The organism is Streptomyces sp. NBC_01433, assembly GCF_026340105.1.
GTDB lineage: Bacteria > Actinomycetota > Actinomycetes > Streptomycetales > Streptomycetaceae > Streptomyces.
The window spans coordinates 2,967,560-2,983,603 of the sequence record NZ_JAPEPM010000001.1; the positions used below are offsets into that span (position 1 = coordinate 2,967,560).

Consider the following 16,044-nt stretch of genomic DNA (forward strand, 5'->3'; position numbering starts at 1 on the left):
GGGCTCGTCCGGCAGGAACTCCTCGGGTACGGGCTCGTCAGGCTTCGCCGGGCTCGGCTGGGCGTTGGCCGACTCCTGGACGATGACCCGGCGCGAACTGGCGCACTGGGCGCGGCAGCCGGTCCAGGTGGTCGTGGGCCTGGTCTTCCCGGTGATGCTGCTCCTGATGTTCAACTACCTGGTCGGCGGCGGCCGGGGCGTCGAGGGCGACACCACCGAGTTCCTGGTGCCCGGCATGCTCGCGCTCACCATGGCCTTCGGCCTGGAGGCGACGATGCTCGCGGTCACCCAGGACCTGGGCAAGGGGGTCATCGACCGGTTCCGCTCGATGCCGATGGTCTCGGGCGCGGTGCTGGTCGGCCGGAGCGTCGCGGACATGCTCCAGTCGGTGGCGGCCCTGGCCGTGATGATCGGCGTCGGCTACGCGGTCGGCTGGCGCTGGCACAACGGACTCGGCGCGGCACTGGGGGCGGTGGGGCTGCTGCTCCTGCTGAGGTTCGCGATGCTGTGGGTCGGCATCCAGCTGGCGATGGTGGCGGGCCGGCCGGAGATGGTGCAGGCGGTGCAGATCCTGGTCTGGCCGGTGGGCTTCCTCTCCAACGTCTTCGCGACGCCGGAGTCGATGCCGAGGTGGCTGGGCGCCGTGGTCGAGTGGAACCCCATGTCCGCGACGGCCACGGCGGTACGCGACCTGTTCGGCAATCCGGGCGGCGCGACCGGCTCCTGGGCGGCCGGCCACGCCGAACTCCTGGCGGTGCTCTGGCCGGTGGCGCTGGTCGCGGTGTTCTTCCCGCTGGCGGTACGGAGGTTCAGTCGGCTGAACCGCTGAACCGCTGAACCGCTGAACCGCTGAACCGCGGCGCGTCCGGTGGCCGGAACCGGAGCCCGGCCACCGGCGGCGCTCCTCAGTGATGGAACGACGTGGGCACCGGCCGGTCGTGACTCAACGGGTGCCGCTGTGTACGGAGTTCCGGAAGCAGCACCCGTAGATCCTCCACCAGAAGCTCCGCCAGATCCGCCGAGAACCCGTTGCGGCACACCACCCGCAGGACCGACAGATCCTGCCGGTTGGCGGGGAACGTGTACGCGGGCACCAGCCACCCGTGCTCCCGCAGCCGCCGCGACACGTCGAACACGTCGTACGCACTGACCTCCGAAGTCGTCGTGAAGGCGAACACCGGCAGCTCGTCCCCCCGGGTCAGGAGCCGGAAGTCCCCCAGCTCCTCGATCGCGCGGGCGAGGCCGCTCGCGACATCCCGTGACGCCTGCTGGACGGCCCGGTAGCCCTCCCGGCCCAGCCGCAGGAACGTGTAGTACTGCGCCACCACCTGCGCCCCCGGCCGGGAGAAGTTCAGCGCGAAGGTCGGCATGTCGCCGCCCAGATAGTTGACCCGGAAGACCAGCTCCTCCGGCAGCTCGGCGGCCGAACGCCACAGCGCCCAGCCGACCCCGGGGTAGACGAGCCCGTACTTGTGCCCGGACGTGTTGATGGACGCCACCCGGGGGAGCCGGAAGTCCCACACCACGTCCTCGTCCAGGAACGGCGCCACCATCGCCCCGGACGCCCCGTCCACATGGACCGGGATGTCGAGCCCCGTACGCTCCTGAAGATCGTCCAGCGCCGCGCACAGCTCCGCGATCGGCTCGTAGGAGCCGTCGAACGTGGAGCCGAGGATGCCGACGACCCCGATGGTGTTCTCGTCGCACAGCTCCGCCGCGGCCTGCGGGTCCAGATGGAACCGGCCGCCCTCCATCGGTACCTGTCGCGCCTCGACCTCCCAGAACGTGCAGAACTTCTCCCAGCAGACCTGCACATTGACGCCCATCACCAGATTGGGCCGCGCGGTGGCCGGGTAGCGGTCGGCGTTCCGGTTCGCCCAGCGCCGTTTCAGCGCCAGCCCGGCGAGCATGCACGCCTCGCTCGACCCGGTGGTCGAACACCCCACGGTCGCCACCGGATCGGGGGCGTTCCACAGATCGGCGAGCATCGCCACACAACGCCGTTCCAGCTCGGCGGTGCGCGGGTACTCGTCCTTGTCGATCATGTTCTTGTCCCGGCACTCGCCCATCAGCACCCCGGCCTGGGGTTCCATCCAGGTGGTGACGAACGTGGCCAGGTTGAGGCGGGAGTTGCCGTCGAGCATCAGCTCGTCATGGACGAGCCGGTACGCCGTCGAGGGCGGCAGCGGCCCGTCCGGCAGCCGGTGCCGGGGCGGCGCGAACTCCATCCCCGCCGCCGGGTCGGCCTCGCCGAAGAACGGGTTGAGGGCGAGCCTGCGCCGCTCCTCGGTGGGTTCGTCCTGGTGTGGATGGGCACCTCGGTGGAGCGCCATGGTGTCGCACCCTTCTCAGTTCTCGGCGGCGGGGCCGGATGTGATGGCCCGGGTGAACCCGATGACGGCGACGTGGACGGGCGTGGGCATGCGGAGACCTCCGTCGAACCGCGTCGGCGATGAAGCCGGGCGTAACGATATGAAGGCGACGATACGGACATCGCGCACAACCGGCGCGCCGGACACCGGGCCCTGTCAGCACCCACGAAGGGCGCCGGCCTCGCGCGCGCGTCCCCTCACCGCAGCGGCGTGCCGTCCTCGTGCAGCTGCATCTGGGGTCGCCCGGTCACCAGCAGCCAGGCGGGCAGCGTGGCCACGCAGAGCAGGGGAAGTACGGCCATGTCGCTGACGAGCACCGCTGCCGTGAACAGGCTCAGCCAGCCCTGCCGGGTGATGGCGAGCAGGACGCCCAGCACCGCGCAGGACACCGCGAGGGCGGGCGGCACCGCTTCGACCAGCGCATGGGCACAGAGTCCGAGCGCCACCCCCACGAAGACGGCCGGGAAGATCCGGCCGCCCCGGAAGCCGCAGGTCGCCGCGATCACCAGGGCGGCCGTCTTCACCACCGCCATCACCGCGAAACCACCGGCCGACCACCCGTCCGGGTCCGCGGCGAGCTCCTTCACCTCTTCGAGCCCCTTGAAGAGGGTGAGGTGCCCGCCCAGCGCGCCCAGCAGCCCCAGCAGCAGCCCGCCGACGGTCAGCGCGAGGACCGGGTGCCTCAGGGCCCTGAACGCCCGGTGCGCCACGGGGAAGACGTACACCGCCACCAGACCGAGCAGCGCTCCCGCCGAGGCGATCACCAGGGAGGCGAGCAGGTCGCCCCACCCCGGATGCGCGAAGTCCGGGAGCGACAGGTCGAAGCTCGGGTGGTCGATCAACGTCATGGTCAACGCCCCGGCCGCACCCGCCGCGAGCGGGGCGAAGAGCTTGTCCCAGAGCGCCCCCGGGCCGGGGCGCGTGGCGAGGGTCTCGGAGAGGATCAGGGCCGCGGCGACCGGGGTGCCGAACAGGGCGCCGATGGTGCCCGCCGCGGCGAGCGAGACCCACAGCTCGGCCGGCGCGCCGGGCGCGGCGCGGCGGCCGAGCCAGAAGGCGAGCGCGATGTTGGCGGCGGTGATCGGGTTCTCCGGCCCCAGGCTCACCCCGCCCGCCAGGGCCAGCACGGTCACCAGGAGCAGTCCGGGGATGACGCCGGGCGCCATGGGGGCGTCGACCAGGCCGGTGGTGGCCGGGTCGGGTCCGCCGCGGCCGTGCACGGTGTGCACGACCAGGCCGACCGCGAGGCCGGTCGCGGTGAGCATCACGATCATCCACAGCGAGGAGTACCGGCCGACGCCGAGCGCGTCGGGAAGGGTCTTCCAGAGCACGTCCTGGAGCTGCTCCGCGAGGAGGCTGACGCCGAGCAGAATGAGCGCGGAGACCACGCCCACGACCAGCGCGGGCAGAACGACCGGCAGCAGCCGCCGGGCGGGGGTGGGCGCGGGGAGCGTGGGGGCGGCGGAGTCGGGGGCCATCGGGTCACCATAACGGCGTATAAGCCACATATAGCCGAAGTCGGCGCGTGTGCGGCCACGGGGCGAACTCCCCGGCCCGCCGCCCCCGAGCCGCAACCCGCCGCGCCCGGCCACCCCGCCGCCCCCGGCCGGGCTAGGTCTTGCTGATCACCGCCGCCGTGCCGTACGCGCACACCTCCGTGCCCACGTCGGCCGCCTCGGTGACGTCGAACCGCATCATCAGCACCGCGTTCGCGCCGCGCGCCTTCGCCTGCTCGACGAGCCGTTCCATCGCCTGGTTGCGGGTCTCGACCAGGGTCTTGGTCAGCCCCTTCAGCTCGCCGCCGATCATCGACTTCAGCCCGGCACCGATCTGGCTGCCGAGGTGGCGGGAGCGCACGGTCAGCCCGAACACTTCGCCGATCACCTGGGTGACCTGATAGCCGGGTACGTCGTTCGTCGTGACGACCAGGACGTCGGCCTGGGCCGTCTGTCCGCCGCCGTAATCCTCAATGCCCATGGGTTGGCACCTCCTGAGGACAGCTTTGCCCCGGTTCGTACGGTGCGCATTTTCGCGGGCGCTACTGGAACCCGGAGCGGTGTCCGGGCGTTGATAGCTTGGGGCGGCCACGCAGCCGCCATCGAACGATCCTGGAGCCCGGACCCTTGAATACGCTTGCGCTCGGCCCGAGCTGGCTGGACCCGGACTATCTGCTCAACACCTTCGGACTTCCCGGCCTCCTCCTCATCGTCTTCGCCGAGTCCGGACTGCTGATCGGCTTCTTCCTCCCCGGCGACTCCCTGCTGTTCACCACGGGCCTGCTGGTGACCACGGGCGATCTGAAGTACCCGCTCTGGCTGGTCTGCACCCTGGTGGCGCTGGCAGCGATCATCGGCGACCAGGTCGGCTATCTCTTCGGCCGCAAGGTGGGCCCGTCCCTCTTCAAGCGCCCCGACTCCCGCCTCTTCAAGCAGGAGAACGTGGAGAAGGCCCACGACTTCTTCGAGAAGTACGGTCCGAAGTCGCTGGTCCTGGCCCGCTTCGTGCCCATCGTGCGGACCTTCACGCCGATCATCGCCGGTGTGAGCCGGATGAACTACCGCTCGTTCATCACGTACAACATCATCGGCGGCATCCTCTGGGGCGTCGGCGTCACGCTGCTCGGCGCCATGCTCGGCAAGATCGACTTCGTGCACGCGCACATCGAGCTGATCCTCATCCTGATCGTGCTGATCTCGGTGGTGCCGATCGTGATCGAGGTCCTGCGCGCCCGCAGCAAGTCGAAGAAGGCCGCCCGGGAGCAGCAGGACGGCGACGGCGGTCCGTCGGCGGGCGGGAGCCCGTCCTCCGGCGGCCGCGGCCGTCACGCCAAGCGCTGAGCCTCCCGCACCACGCACGACGCACCACGCACGGCGCCCCCTCAGACACCGGAGGGGGCGCCGTCCGCGTACGGGAGCCACGTGTCACGCGTATCAGAAGCCGCGCGTCCGCTTGGCCGCACGGCGGTTCGCGCCGTCGACCGCGCCCGGTACCCGCATGAACAGCCGGGAGATCTCGCTCCCCAGGTTCACGCCGATCGCGATGGCCAGCGCGGTCGCCACCGCCGTCGACAGCGAGGCCAGCCCGGTGTCCAACTCGCCCTGCGCCACACCCAGCAGCCCGAAGTACGTCGCCGAACCGGGCAGCAGCGGCCCGATGGCCGCCGTGATGAACGGCAGCGAGGACGTGTACCGGTAGCGCGAGAACAGCTGCCCGAACAGGCCCACCAGACCGGCCGCCACCGCTGTGGCCGCCACCGCCGAGATGCCGCCGGTGCGGGCCATAGCCCCGTAGATGATCCAGGCCACGCCCCCGTTGAGGGTCACCGCGAGCACGGTGGATCGTTCCTGCTGGAGCAGGACGGCGAACGCCAGGCTGAGGGCCATCGACGCCAGGATCTGCAGCACCGGCCGGTCGTTGGGCACGAACCGCGCTTCCGGATTCAGCCCGACGCCCAACTGGACCCCCAGATAGAGGATCAGCAGCACCCCGGTGACGATGCCGATGAAGAAGTACATGACTTCGAGCAGCCGGGCCGCCGCGGTGATGTAGTAGCCGGTCAGGCCGTCCTGCACACCGGCGACCAGCGCCCGCCCCGGCAGCAGCGCGAACAGCCCACCGGTGATCACCGCGGACGGGCGGACGTCCGTCGAATGGGTCAGGGTCAGCGCGACGCCCATCGCGGCGGGCGGCATGGCCGCGACCATGAACTGGTAGAACTCCGGCAGCCCGCGCCCGGCGCAGAGCCAGGCCAGCCGGTCCCCGAGCATCGCACCGGCCGCCGCCACGATGAAGACCAGCACACCACCGCCGACCAGGACCGATGCCGAACCGGCGAGCAGCCCGGCGGCGGCCGTCAGCACCCAGCCCGGGTACGGGTGCCGGTTGCGGCGGATCTCCGCGAGGCGCCGGTACGCCTCCTCCAGCGAGACGTCGATCTCTTCCGTGGCGATGTCGTCGATGAGCCGGAACACCGCGGCCAGCCGGGTGTAGTCGGTGCCCCGGCGGCGTACGGTGCGGCTCGCCGTCACCGGGTCCTCGACCAGCGACGGCTGGTGCGAGATGGACAGCAGGGTGAAGGTGACGGTCGGCTCGCACCGGTCGAGACCGTACGAACGCGTCACCGCGAACATCGCCGCCTCGACGTCCTCGGCGCCCTCACCGCCCGCCAGCAGCAGTTCCCCGATACGCAGCGTCAGGTCGAGCACGCGTGGCACGGCGGGGCCCGCGTCGTCGGTCCGCTGCACGCTCTCGGGGGCCGGGCGTTCGGTCACCGGCATCCGCAGCATCGTGCGCATCCGGTCCTGCCAGGGGGCTTCCTTGGTCAGCCGGATCATTGGGATGCCCTGCGCCGGGGTGAACGCGGGCGGCGAATGCTGGGCGCTGTAGGTCAGGGGCGGGGCGAAGGCGGAACTCAGCGTGTCGGAGTTCGAGCCGCTTCCCGGCCCGCCGCCCGAGCCACCCCCGGAACCGGAACCGGAACCCGGTCCGGAACCCCCCGGCGCATCGGAATGCAGACCGGGCGGAACGGCGAATTCCGACGTCGGCTGGTCGTCCTCGGACGGGGAGGCGGGCCGGCCGGTCCCGGCAGGCGGGACGAAGGCGCTGCGCGCCTCGTCGGACTGGGGCTTCTGGTCCTCAGGACCGCCCGGTTCCGCCACCACTCGACCTCGCTCCTCGTCGCTGCACACCCTCGGCGGCTCGTGTGCCCAGTATGGCCGCGGACATGGGCGCGCACCGGAGACAGCCCGCGCGCGAAACAGGCACGCACCGCGGGCACACACGGCGGACACACACGAAACGGGCGGCACACCCACGTGGGTGTGCCGCCCGTTCCCGTACGGCCGTCCGGCTCACAAACGGAACCGGAAGAGCTACGTCAGTGCGCGCCGCCCTGGGCCTCAAGACGCTTGTACGAAGCCTCGATCTCGGCCTCCGCCTCGGCGCGGCCGACCCAGTCGGCACCCTCGACCGACTTGCCGGGCTCCAGGTCCTTGTAGACCTCGAAGAAGTGCTGGATCTCCAGGCGGTCGAACTCCGACACGTGGTGGATGTCGCGCAGGTGCTCCACCCGGGGGTCGGACGCCGGGACACACAGCAGCTTGTCGTCGCCGCCGGCCTCGTCCGTCATACGGAACATGCCGATGGCGCGGCACTTGATGAGGCAGCCGGGGAAGGTCGGCTCGTCCAGGATGACCAGCGCGTCCAGCGGGTCGCCGTCCTCGCCCAGGGTGTTCTCGACGAATCCGTAGTCGGCGGGGTAGCTGGTCGAGGTGAAGAGTCGACGGTCCAGACGGATCCGACCGGTCTCGTGGTCCACCTCGTACTTGTTCCGCGAACCCTTCGGGATCTCGATGGTGACGTCGAACTCCACGGGTGGCTCCTCCATGATCAACACATACGACTGGTGATTAAGTGTCCCCCACGCAGAAGTGTGCTCGCGAAAGGGGCTGGTCAACGGTGGCCGAGCCGGTGGAAAGACCCTCGATCCAGCCGTTGAACAAATGGGGCAGGCTCAAAGACACGCTGAAGGACAAGCTGAAAGACCCGAAGAGAACACTCGGGTCGGACAACTGGCCGCTCGTCGCAGGCTCCGCGGTGCTCGGCCTGGTCGTCGCGGCCGGCGCCGTCATCGCCGCCGGTCCCTGGGACTCCGGTCAGCGTAAGGCCGAGCGGGACCGGGCCGCCGTCGGGGATCGTACAGGTGGCGCACATCACGGCCGGACCACGCCCGGCGGCGCGGACCCCGCCCCCAGCGCGCCCGCCGTGCTCGGCGCGCTCGGCTCCACCGTCCCCCGTTCGGCCCCCGAGGGCGCGTCCGGTCTTCCGGAGACCCTCGCCCAGCTGCTCGACACCCCCGCGCTCGGCACCCGCAGCACCGCCGTCGTGATCGACACGGCCACCGGCAAGCAGCTGTACGGACACGGCGCCACCACCCCCATGACCCCGGCCTCCACCGTCAAGATCGCCACCGCGGCCGCCGCGCTCTCCGCCCTCGGCCCCGACCACCGCATCGCCACGACGGTCCGGGCGTCGCCCGACGCGCGCACCCTCACCCTCGTCGGCGGCGGCGATCCCACGCTCGACAAGGCCGCCCTGCGCGCGCTGGCCGCCGACACGGTGCGGGCCCTGCGCGCGAAGGGCGTCACCTCCGTCAAGCTGGCGTACGACACCTCCCGTTACTCCGGGCCCGCCCTGCACCCCATCGGCCCCAACGAGAACATCGCCCCCGTCAGCGCCCTGATGGTCAACGAGGGCCGGCTCGACAGCACCGACCGCGGCCCGGCCCCGCGCACCACCGACCCGGCCGGGGACGCCGCGCGCGCCTTCGCCGGGTATCTCGACGACGGCGGGGTCGCGACGAAGTCCGCCCCCCGTGCCGGGCGCCCGGCCGCCGCGTCCGAGCCGGTGGCCACCCATCGCTCCGCCCCGCTGTCCTCCCTCGTCGAACGGGCCCTGACCAACAGCGACAACGACATCGCCGAGGCCCTCGCCCGGCAGACCGCCCTCGCGGCGGGCGAACCGGCCGACTTCAAGGGCTCCCGGCGCGCCGTCACCGCGCAGCTCAAGAGGCTGAAGATGCCGGTGACCGGCGCCCGCCTCGCCGACGGCAGCGGCCTCGACCGCGCCGACAGGGTCACCGCGGGACTCCTCGCCGCCCTGCTGGCCCGTGCCGCCGACCCGGACCACCCCGAACTCCGCCCCGTCCTCACCGGCCTCCCGGTGGCGGGTTTCAGCGGCACGCTCGGCAACCGCTACTCCGCGACCGACCGCGGCACCGGCGTGATCCGCGCCAAGACCGGCACCCTCACCGGCGTCAACGCCCTCGCCGGAACGGTCCTCGACCACCAGGGGCGGCTCCTCGCGTTCGCCTTCCTGGCGTCGGGCACCCCGTCCGCCGCCGAGGCCGAGCCGGCCCTCGACGCCCTGGCCACCGCGCTCACCGGGAAGACCCGATGAGCGGTGCGACACCCCACCACCGCGCGCCCGCCTCACGTACGGTTGGCGCATGACGAGCATCGGTGGTGCCGAGATGGTCGACTGGAAACTCGCGGTCGCGACCGCGACCCGACTTGTGCGGCCGGGCCCCGACATCAGCCGCGAGGAGGCCCGCGCCGTCGTCGCGGAGCTGCGCCGGCATGCCAGGGCCTCGGAGGAACACGTACGCGGGTTCACCCGGATGATTCCGGAAGGGACCCAGCCGGAGGACACCCCCGTCCTGGTCGTGGACCGGGCGGGCTGGATCAAGGCCAACGTCGCGGGCTTCCGCGAGCTGCTCCGTCCCCTCCTGGAGAAGATGCAGGACCGGCGCGGCGGCGGCCCCGGCGGTGCCGTCCTCGGCGCGGTCGGCGGCAAGGTGACCGGCGTCGAACTGGGCATGCTGCTGTCGTTCCTGGCCTCCCGCATCCTCGGCCAGTACGAGACGTTCGCCCCGGCCACCCGTGAACTGCCCGGCTCCGCGACCGGCGGCGGCCGACTGCTGCTGGTCGCCCCCAACATCGTCCACGTCGAGCGCGAACTGGACGTCGACCCGCACGACTTCAGGCTCTGGGTGGCCCTCCACGAGGAGACCCACCGCACCCAGTTCACCGGTGTGCCCTGGCTCCGCGACCATCTGCGGGGCGAGATCCAGTCGTTCCTCGACGAGACCGACGTCGACCCGGTGACCGTCCTGGAGCGGCTGCGCGAGGCCGCCCAGTCCCTGTCCGGCGGCAGCCGCCCCGAGGGCGAGCAGGGCGAGGAGGGCGGACGCAGTCTCGTCGAGATCGTGCAGACGCCCGGTCAGCGCGAGACCCTCGGCCGTCTCACCGCCGTGATGTCGCTGCTCGAAGGGCACGCGGACTTCGTGATGGACGGTGTCGGCCCCGAGGTGGTCGGCTCCGTCGGCGAGATCCGCGAGAAGTTCCAGCAGCGCAGGGCGAACGGGGCGGGCCGCCTCGACCTGGCCCTGCGCAAGCTCCTGGGCCTCGACGCCAAGCTGCGGCAGTACCGCGACGGCGAGAAGTTCGTCCGGTCCGTGGTCGGCGAGGTCGGTATGGACGGCTTCAACCGGGTCTGGACCTCACCGAACACCCTGCCGACCAAGGCGGAGATCGCCAAGCCGGCGGACTGGGTCGCGCGGGTGCACCGTAAGGCAGAGTCGTGATCCCGCACCGCCCGACGACCGCGGAATGGCCCGCCAATCACCCATCCGAGGGACCATAGGGGCATGGGAAGGCGTGCAATGCTCGATGGACAGCTTGGCTCTGTCACCATCGACGCACTCTGAGTGACGGAACGCACCCGTTCCGGCGCTCGACGCACCCCCCAACTCCCTGAAGGGCACCGGACATGGGTCCCCATCCTGCGGTCGCGGCGATACGCCTGGCGGTCCGCCGCGTACTCCACGACGTACTCACCGACTACAACCGGCACTCCGACCACGACCGGCACCCGGAACAGGCCCGGCAGTCCCCGCTCGCCGAACGCGCCCGGTTCGCCGAAGCCGGTGCGGGCAGCCACCGCGCCGCACTCCCCGAACGGCCCGACACCCCCCTCGTGCTCGTCGCCTGCTCCGGCGGCGCCGACTCCATGGCGCTGGCCTCCGCCCTCGCCTTCGAGTCCCGCAAGCTCTCCGTCCGGGCCGGCGGCATCACCGTCGACCACAACCTCCAGCCGGGTTCCGACCTGCGCGCCGCCGAGGTCGTCGCCAGGCTCGCCGCCATGGACCTCGACCCGGTCGAGTCCGTCGCCGTGGACGTCGGCCGTGACGGCGGTCCCGAGGCCGCCGCCCGCGATGCCCGCTACGCCGCCCTGGACGCCGCCGCCGAGCGCCACGGTGCGGCCGCCGTCCTCCTCGGCCACACCCGCGACGACCAGGCGGAGACGGTTCTGCTCGGCCTCGCCCGCGGCTCCGGGATCCGCTCGCTCTCCGGGATGGCCGCCGCGTCCGGGCCGGCCGGCCGCTACCGCCGCCCCTTCCTCCAGCTCGACCGGCAGACCGCCCGCAAGGCGTGCCTGGTCCAGTCCCTCCCCGTCTGGGACGACCCGCACAACATCGACCCCGCCTACACCCGCTCCCGGCTGCGCCACGAGGGCCTGCCCGCCCTGGAGAAGGCGCTCGGCAAGGGCGTCGTCGAAGCCCTCGCCCGTACGGCCCAGCTCTCCCGCGACGACGCCGACGCCCTCGACACCTGGGCCGCCGAGGCCGAGACCTCCGTACGCGACGACGACGGCCGGCTGGAGTGCGCCAAGCTCTACGTCCTGCCGCCCGCGGTACGCCGCCGGGTGCTGCGCCGGGCCGTGCTCGACGCCGGGGCGCCGGCCGGTTCGCTGTTCGCCCGGCACATCGAGGAAGTCGACCGCCTGATCACCGGCTGGCGCGGCCAGCGGGCCATCAACCTGCCCGGCCGCGTCGAAGCCCGACGGCAGGGTGGCAGACTGGTGATTCGGCAGAGCTGAAGCGCAAGCGGCTGAAGAGCAGGCGAAACAGCCGGGCCGGTCCGGGGTGCGCCCCGGGTCCGGCAGGCGAAGAAAGAGACGCGGGTGAACGAGAAGGACATGGGTACCGACCTTCAGTCGGTGCTCCTCACCAAGGAAGAGATCGACGCGAAGCTCGTCGAGCTGGCCGCGAAGATCGACGCGGAGTACGCGGGCAAGGACCTGCTCATCGTCGGCGTGCTCAAGGGCGCGGTGATGGTGATGGCGGACCTGGCGCGCGCGCTGTCCACCCCCGTCACGATGGACTGGATGGCCGTCTCCTCGTACGGCGCGGGCACCCAGTCCTCCGGCGTCGTCCGGATCCTCAAGGACCTGGACACCGACATCAAGGGCAAGCACGTCCTGATCGTCGAGGACATCATCGACTCGGGTCTGACGCTGTCCTGGCTGCTGTCCAACCTGGGCTCCCGGGAGCCGGCCACCCTTGAGGTCTGCACCCTGCTGCGCAAGCCGGATGCCGCGAAGGTCGCGATCGATGTGAAGTGGATCGGTTTCGACATCCCCAACGAGTTCGTCGTCGGCTACGGACTGGACTACGCGGAGAAGTACCGCAACCTTCCGTTCGTCGGCACGCTCGCCCCGCACGTCTACGGCGGCTGACACCCCGCAGGGCCCCGAACGGGCCCGAACCGGGCCGAACTCTGGGGAACCCTCACTGTTTTCCCGCCGTTGAAGGCTTCGAAAGCGGGTTTGTCAGACGTCCCCGGCGGTCGCAGGTGACAATGCTGGGGTACCGTCCGAAGAACAGTCTTTATCTCACAGCAGCATTTACCTACGGGCAGGAGGGACGGGGCGTCTTCGCTCCGTATGGATGGACGTGAAGCGATACTTCCGTGGGCCGGTCATGTGGATCGTGCTGGCCGTCCTCGCCGTGGTCGTGTTGATGCAGGTCGTCGGCTCGTCTGGCGGCTATAAGACGGTGGACACCGGCAAGGTGATCCAGGCGATCAGCAAGGACCAGGTGGAGCAGGCCAAGCTGACCACCGGTGACGAACAGATTCTCAAGATTGAGCTGAAGGGCGGCCAGAAGCTCGACGGCGAGTCCGGCAGCAAGTTCCAGGCGAGCTACATCGGCAACCAGGGTGTCGAGCTTGCCGACACGCTGCAGAAGAAGTTCGAGAGCGGTGACATCGAGAAGGGTTACACCGTCTCGCCGTCGAAGCAGTCCCCGTTCGTCTCGATCCTCCTCTCGCTGCTGCCCTTCGTCCTGATCGTGGTCGTCTTCCTGTTTCTGATGAATCAGATGCAGGGCGGCGGATCCAAGGTCATGCAGTTCGGCAAGTCCAAGGCCAAGCTGATCACCAAGGACACCCCGAAGACGACGTTCGCCGATGTGGCGGGGTCCGACGAGGCTGTCGAGGAGCTCCACGAGATCAAGGAGTTCCTGCAGGAGCCGGCGAAGTTCCAGGCCGTCGGCGCCAAGATCCCCAAGGGTGTCCTGCTGTACGGGCCGCCCGGTACGGGCAAGACGCTGCTCGCTCGCGCCGTCGCGGGCGAGGCGGGCGTGCCGTTCTACTCGATCTCCGGTTCCGACTTCGTCGAGATGTTCGTCGGTGTCGGTGCCTCCCGAGTGCGTGACCTCTTCGAGCAGGCCAAGGCGAACGCCCCGGCGATCGTCTTCGTCGACGAGATCGACGCTGTCGGCCGGCACCGCGGTGCGGGCATGGGCGGCGGTCACGACGAGCGCGAGCAGACCCTCAACCAGCTGCTCGTCGAGATGGACGGCTTCGACGTGAAGGGCGGCGTCATCCTGATCGCCGCCACGAACCGGCCGGACATCCTCGACCCGGCGCTGCTGCGTCCGGGACGTTTCGACCGGCAGATCGCGGTCGACCGTCCGGACATGCTGGGCCGTCTCGAAATCCTCAAGGTGCACCAGAAGGGCAAGCCGGTAGCGAAGGACGTCGATCTCGGCGCCGTCGCCCGCCGCACGCCCGGCTTCACCGGTGCCGACCTGGCGAACGTGCTGAACGAGGCCGCGCTCCTCACGGCGCGCAGCAACAAGACGCTGATCGACAACAGCATGCTCGACGAGGCCATCGACCGCGTCGTGGCGGGCCCGCAGAAGCGGACCCGGATCATGTCCGAGCGGGAAAAGAAGATCACCGCGTACCACGAGGGCGGCCACGCCCTGGTCGCGGCGGCTTCTCCCCAGTCGGACCCGGTCCACAAGATCACGATCCTCTCCCGCGGCCGTGCCCTCGGTTACACGATGGTGCTCCCGGAAGAGGACAAGTACTCCACGACGCGCAACGAGATGCTCGACCAGCTCGCTTACATGCTGGGCGGGCGCGCTGCCGAGGAGCTGGTCTTCCACGACCCGACCACCGGTGCCGCGAACGACATCGAGAAGGCCAGTGCCACGGCCCGCGCGATGGTCACGCAGTACGGCATGACGGAGCGGCTCGGCGCGATCAAGTTCGGCGGCGACAACACCGAGCCCTTCGTGGGCCGGGAGCTGGGTCACCAGCGCGACTACTCGGAAGAGGTCGCGGCGCTCGTCGACGAAGAGGTCAAGAAGCTCATCGAGACCGCGCACAACGACGCGTGGGAGATCCTCGTAGAGAATCGCGACATCCTCGACGCCCTCGTGCTCGAACTCCTTGAGAAGGAGACGCTCGGCAAGGAGCAGATCGCCGAGATCTTCGCCCCGATCGTGAAGCGCCCGGCCCGCCCGGCGTGGACCGGTTCCGCCCGGCGTACCCCGTCGACGCGGCCGCCGGTGCTCTCGCCGAAGGAGCTGGCCCTCACCAATGGCGCCTCCACCGCCAATGGTTCGGCCACTCCGGCGGAGATCGCCCCGACGGACCTGACGAAGGATGCCGCCCCGTCCACCGAGGCGACACCGGAAGAGCGTCCGGAGAGCTAGCCCCCGTACCGACCTCGGTGTGGCCCCTGTCACGGGAGTCCCACCGGGCCCGGAATGGATGCCGCGCCCCCCAGGTTTTAGCCTATGGGGGGCGCGGCTTTTCCGTATGCCTGCGAGTTCTGCGCGCAGCCCGCGCTTGTGACAGCACAGAGGAACGAGGCACAGATGACCGACCCGGTGACGTTGGACGGCGAGGGTCCGATCGGCGAGTTCGACGAGAAGCGGGCCGAGGCGGCGGTGCGCGAACTTCTCATCGCGGTCGGCGAGAACCCGGACCGCGAGGGCCTGCGGGAGACGCCGGGGCGCGTGGCACGGGCGTACAAGGAGATATTCGCGGGCCTGTACCAGGAGCCCGAGGATGTCCTGACGACCACGTTCGACCTGGGTCACGACGAGATGGTGCTCGTCAAGGACATCGAGGTGTTCAGCACCTGCGAGCACCACCTGGTGCCGTTCCGGGGCGTCGCGCACGTCGGCTACATTCCCGCGGCCACCGGAAAGATCACCGGTCTGTCGAAGCTGGCCCGGCTGGTCGACGTCTATGCCCGCCGCCCGCAGGTCCAGGAGCGGCTCACCACACAGGTCGCCGACTCGCTGATGCAGATACTGGAGCCGCGCGGCGTCATCGTCGTCATCGAGTGCGAGCACATGTGCATGTCGATGCGGGGCATCCGCAAGCCCGGTGCGAAGACGATCACCTCGGCGGTACGCGGCCAGCTCCGCGCCCCCGCGACGCGCGCGGAGGCGATGAGCCTCATCATGGCGCGCTGACGCCGGGGCGGACGACACAGGGATACGGCGCCGGGAAAGCCACGGACGGGCACGGCAGACCGCTTACGCGGCTGCCGTGCTCTTGTCGTCGTCGTGGTCCTCCGGGAGCTTGCAGACGCGCTCCAGGAACAGGGCGGCCGCGATGACCGCGATGCCGGCCACGACCGAGAGGCCCGCGTAGATGGCCTGGTCGCGGCGGGGCGGGATGTCGAGGAAGCCGAGCAGGAAGACGCCCGTGCCGCCGTACATCCCGGCGACCAGGGCGGCCACGAGGGCGCTCGCCTGGCCGAAGACGACCGAGCGGGCCGCCATCAGCGGCTCGACGCCCTTCGCCCCCGGACGGCGCTCCCGCTGGGCGCGCAGCCGGGCACGGATGGAGAGCGCCGTGGCGAGCAGGACGACCGCGATCACCGCGAGCACGATGGGGGCGGCCAGCGGGACGCTCGGCAGGCTGTCCAGGGAGTCCCAGAGCCTGGCCGCGCCCCAGGAGAGCACTCCGGCGGCGGCGAAGAGGCCCGCCAGTACCCCGAGCCGTAGTTCCTTCACCGCGTGAGC

The 16,044-nt window shown here is 70.8% G+C and carries 14 protein-coding genes; 8 read left to right on the plus strand and 6 right to left on the minus strand.

The features are described 5' to 3' along the window. The first annotated feature begins 82 nt into the window (after nucleotides 1–82). Nucleotides 83–829 carry an ABC transporter permease gene (locus OG413_RS13380; RefSeq protein ID WP_266810117.1) on the plus strand — a complete coding sequence of 249 codons (747 nt, stop codon included), beginning with the start codon at nucleotides 83–85 and terminating at the stop codon, nucleotides 827–829. A 76-nt stretch (nucleotides 830–905) separates the two neighbouring features. Here OG413_RS13380 and OG413_RS13385 read toward each other — a convergent pair whose 3' ends face one another. From OG413_RS13385 to OG413_RS13395, 3 genes are all read right to left on the minus strand, one after another. Then, the gene (locus OG413_RS13385; RefSeq protein ID WP_266805391.1) at nucleotides 906–2,333 is read right to left on the minus strand and encodes a glutamate decarboxylase; all 1,428 of its coding nucleotides are present in this window, start codon (nucleotides 2,331–2,333) and stop codon (nucleotides 906–908) included. 236 nt (nucleotides 2,334–2,569) lie between these two features. Beyond that, a complete protein-coding gene (locus OG413_RS13390) occupies nucleotides 2,570–3,850 on the minus strand; it encodes an ion channel protein (RefSeq protein ID WP_266805392.1) in 1,281 nt (426 codons plus the stop codon). Between the two features lie 133 nt (nucleotides 3,851–3,983). Further along, complete coding sequence (locus OG413_RS13395; RefSeq protein ID WP_266805394.1) at nucleotides 3,984–4,349, minus strand: YbjQ family protein; 366 nt, start codon at nucleotides 4,347–4,349, stop codon at nucleotides 3,984–3,986. 146 nt (nucleotides 4,350–4,495) lie between these two features. On the opposite strand from OG413_RS13395, the gene OG413_RS13400 reads away from it, so the two are divergent. Continuing rightward, entirely contained in the window at nucleotides 4,496–5,209 is a 714-nt protein-coding gene (locus OG413_RS13400; protein ID WP_266805396.1) for a DedA family protein, read from the plus strand. A gap of 93 nt (nucleotides 5,210–5,302) precedes the next feature. Here the strand turns inward: OG413_RS13400 and OG413_RS13405 are convergent, their stop codons facing one another. Both OG413_RS13405 and OG413_RS13410 read right to left on the minus strand, forming a co-directional pair. Further along, nucleotides 5,303–7,033: a threonine/serine exporter ThrE family protein gene (locus tag OG413_RS13405; RefSeq protein ID WP_266805397.1), complete on the minus strand. Its 1,731-nt coding sequence runs from the start codon at nucleotides 7,031–7,033 to the stop codon at nucleotides 5,303–5,305. A gap of 215 nt (nucleotides 7,034–7,248) precedes the next feature. Beyond that, entirely contained in the window at nucleotides 7,249–7,743 is a 495-nt protein-coding gene (locus OG413_RS13410; protein WP_003968257.1) for an inorganic diphosphatase, read from the minus strand. Between the two features lie 86 nt (nucleotides 7,744–7,829). Between OG413_RS13410 and dacB the strand changes: the two genes are divergently transcribed. From dacB to folE, 6 genes are all read left to right on the plus strand, one after another. Then, nucleotides 7,830–9,329, plus strand: a complete 1,500-nt coding sequence (gene dacB, locus OG413_RS13415; RefSeq protein WP_266805398.1) for a D-alanyl-D-alanine carboxypeptidase/D-alanyl-D-alanine-endopeptidase — start codon at nucleotides 7,830–7,832, stop codon at nucleotides 9,327–9,329. A 49-nt stretch (nucleotides 9,330–9,378) separates the two neighbouring features. After that, on the plus strand, nucleotides 9,379–10,515 hold the full coding sequence (locus tag OG413_RS13420; RefSeq protein WP_266805400.1) for a zinc-dependent metalloprotease: 1,137 nt from the start codon (nucleotides 9,379–9,381) through the stop codon (nucleotides 10,513–10,515). A 185-nt stretch (nucleotides 10,516–10,700) separates the two neighbouring features. Continuing rightward, nucleotides 10,701–11,810 carry a tRNA lysidine(34) synthetase TilS gene (gene tilS / locus OG413_RS13425; protein WP_266805402.1) on the plus strand — a complete coding sequence of 370 codons (1,110 nt, stop codon included), beginning with the start codon at nucleotides 10,701–10,703 and terminating at the stop codon, nucleotides 11,808–11,810. A gap of 99 nt (nucleotides 11,811–11,909) precedes the next feature. Continuing rightward, entirely contained in the window at nucleotides 11,910–12,449 is a 540-nt protein-coding gene (hpt, locus tag OG413_RS13430) for a hypoxanthine phosphoribosyltransferase (RefSeq protein WP_073719669.1), read from the plus strand. Between the two features lie 211 nt (nucleotides 12,450–12,660). Further along, on the plus strand, nucleotides 12,661–14,718 hold the full coding sequence (ftsH, locus tag OG413_RS13435) for an ATP-dependent zinc metalloprotease FtsH (protein ID WP_266805403.1): 2,058 nt from the start codon (nucleotides 12,661–12,663) through the stop codon (nucleotides 14,716–14,718). A gap of 165 nt (nucleotides 14,719–14,883) precedes the next feature. Continuing rightward, nucleotides 14,884–15,489, plus strand: coding sequence for a GTP cyclohydrolase I FolE (folE, locus tag OG413_RS13440; RefSeq protein WP_266805405.1), 606 nt, complete (start codon nucleotides 14,884–14,886; stop codon nucleotides 15,487–15,489). 63 nt (nucleotides 15,490–15,552) lie between these two features. Here the strand turns inward: folE and OG413_RS13445 are convergent, their stop codons facing one another. Continuing rightward, nucleotides 15,553–16,035, minus strand: a complete 483-nt coding sequence (locus OG413_RS13445) for a DUF3180 domain-containing protein (protein ID WP_266805407.1) — start codon at nucleotides 16,033–16,035, stop codon at nucleotides 15,553–15,555. Nucleotides 16,036–16,044 lie beyond the last annotated feature (9 nt).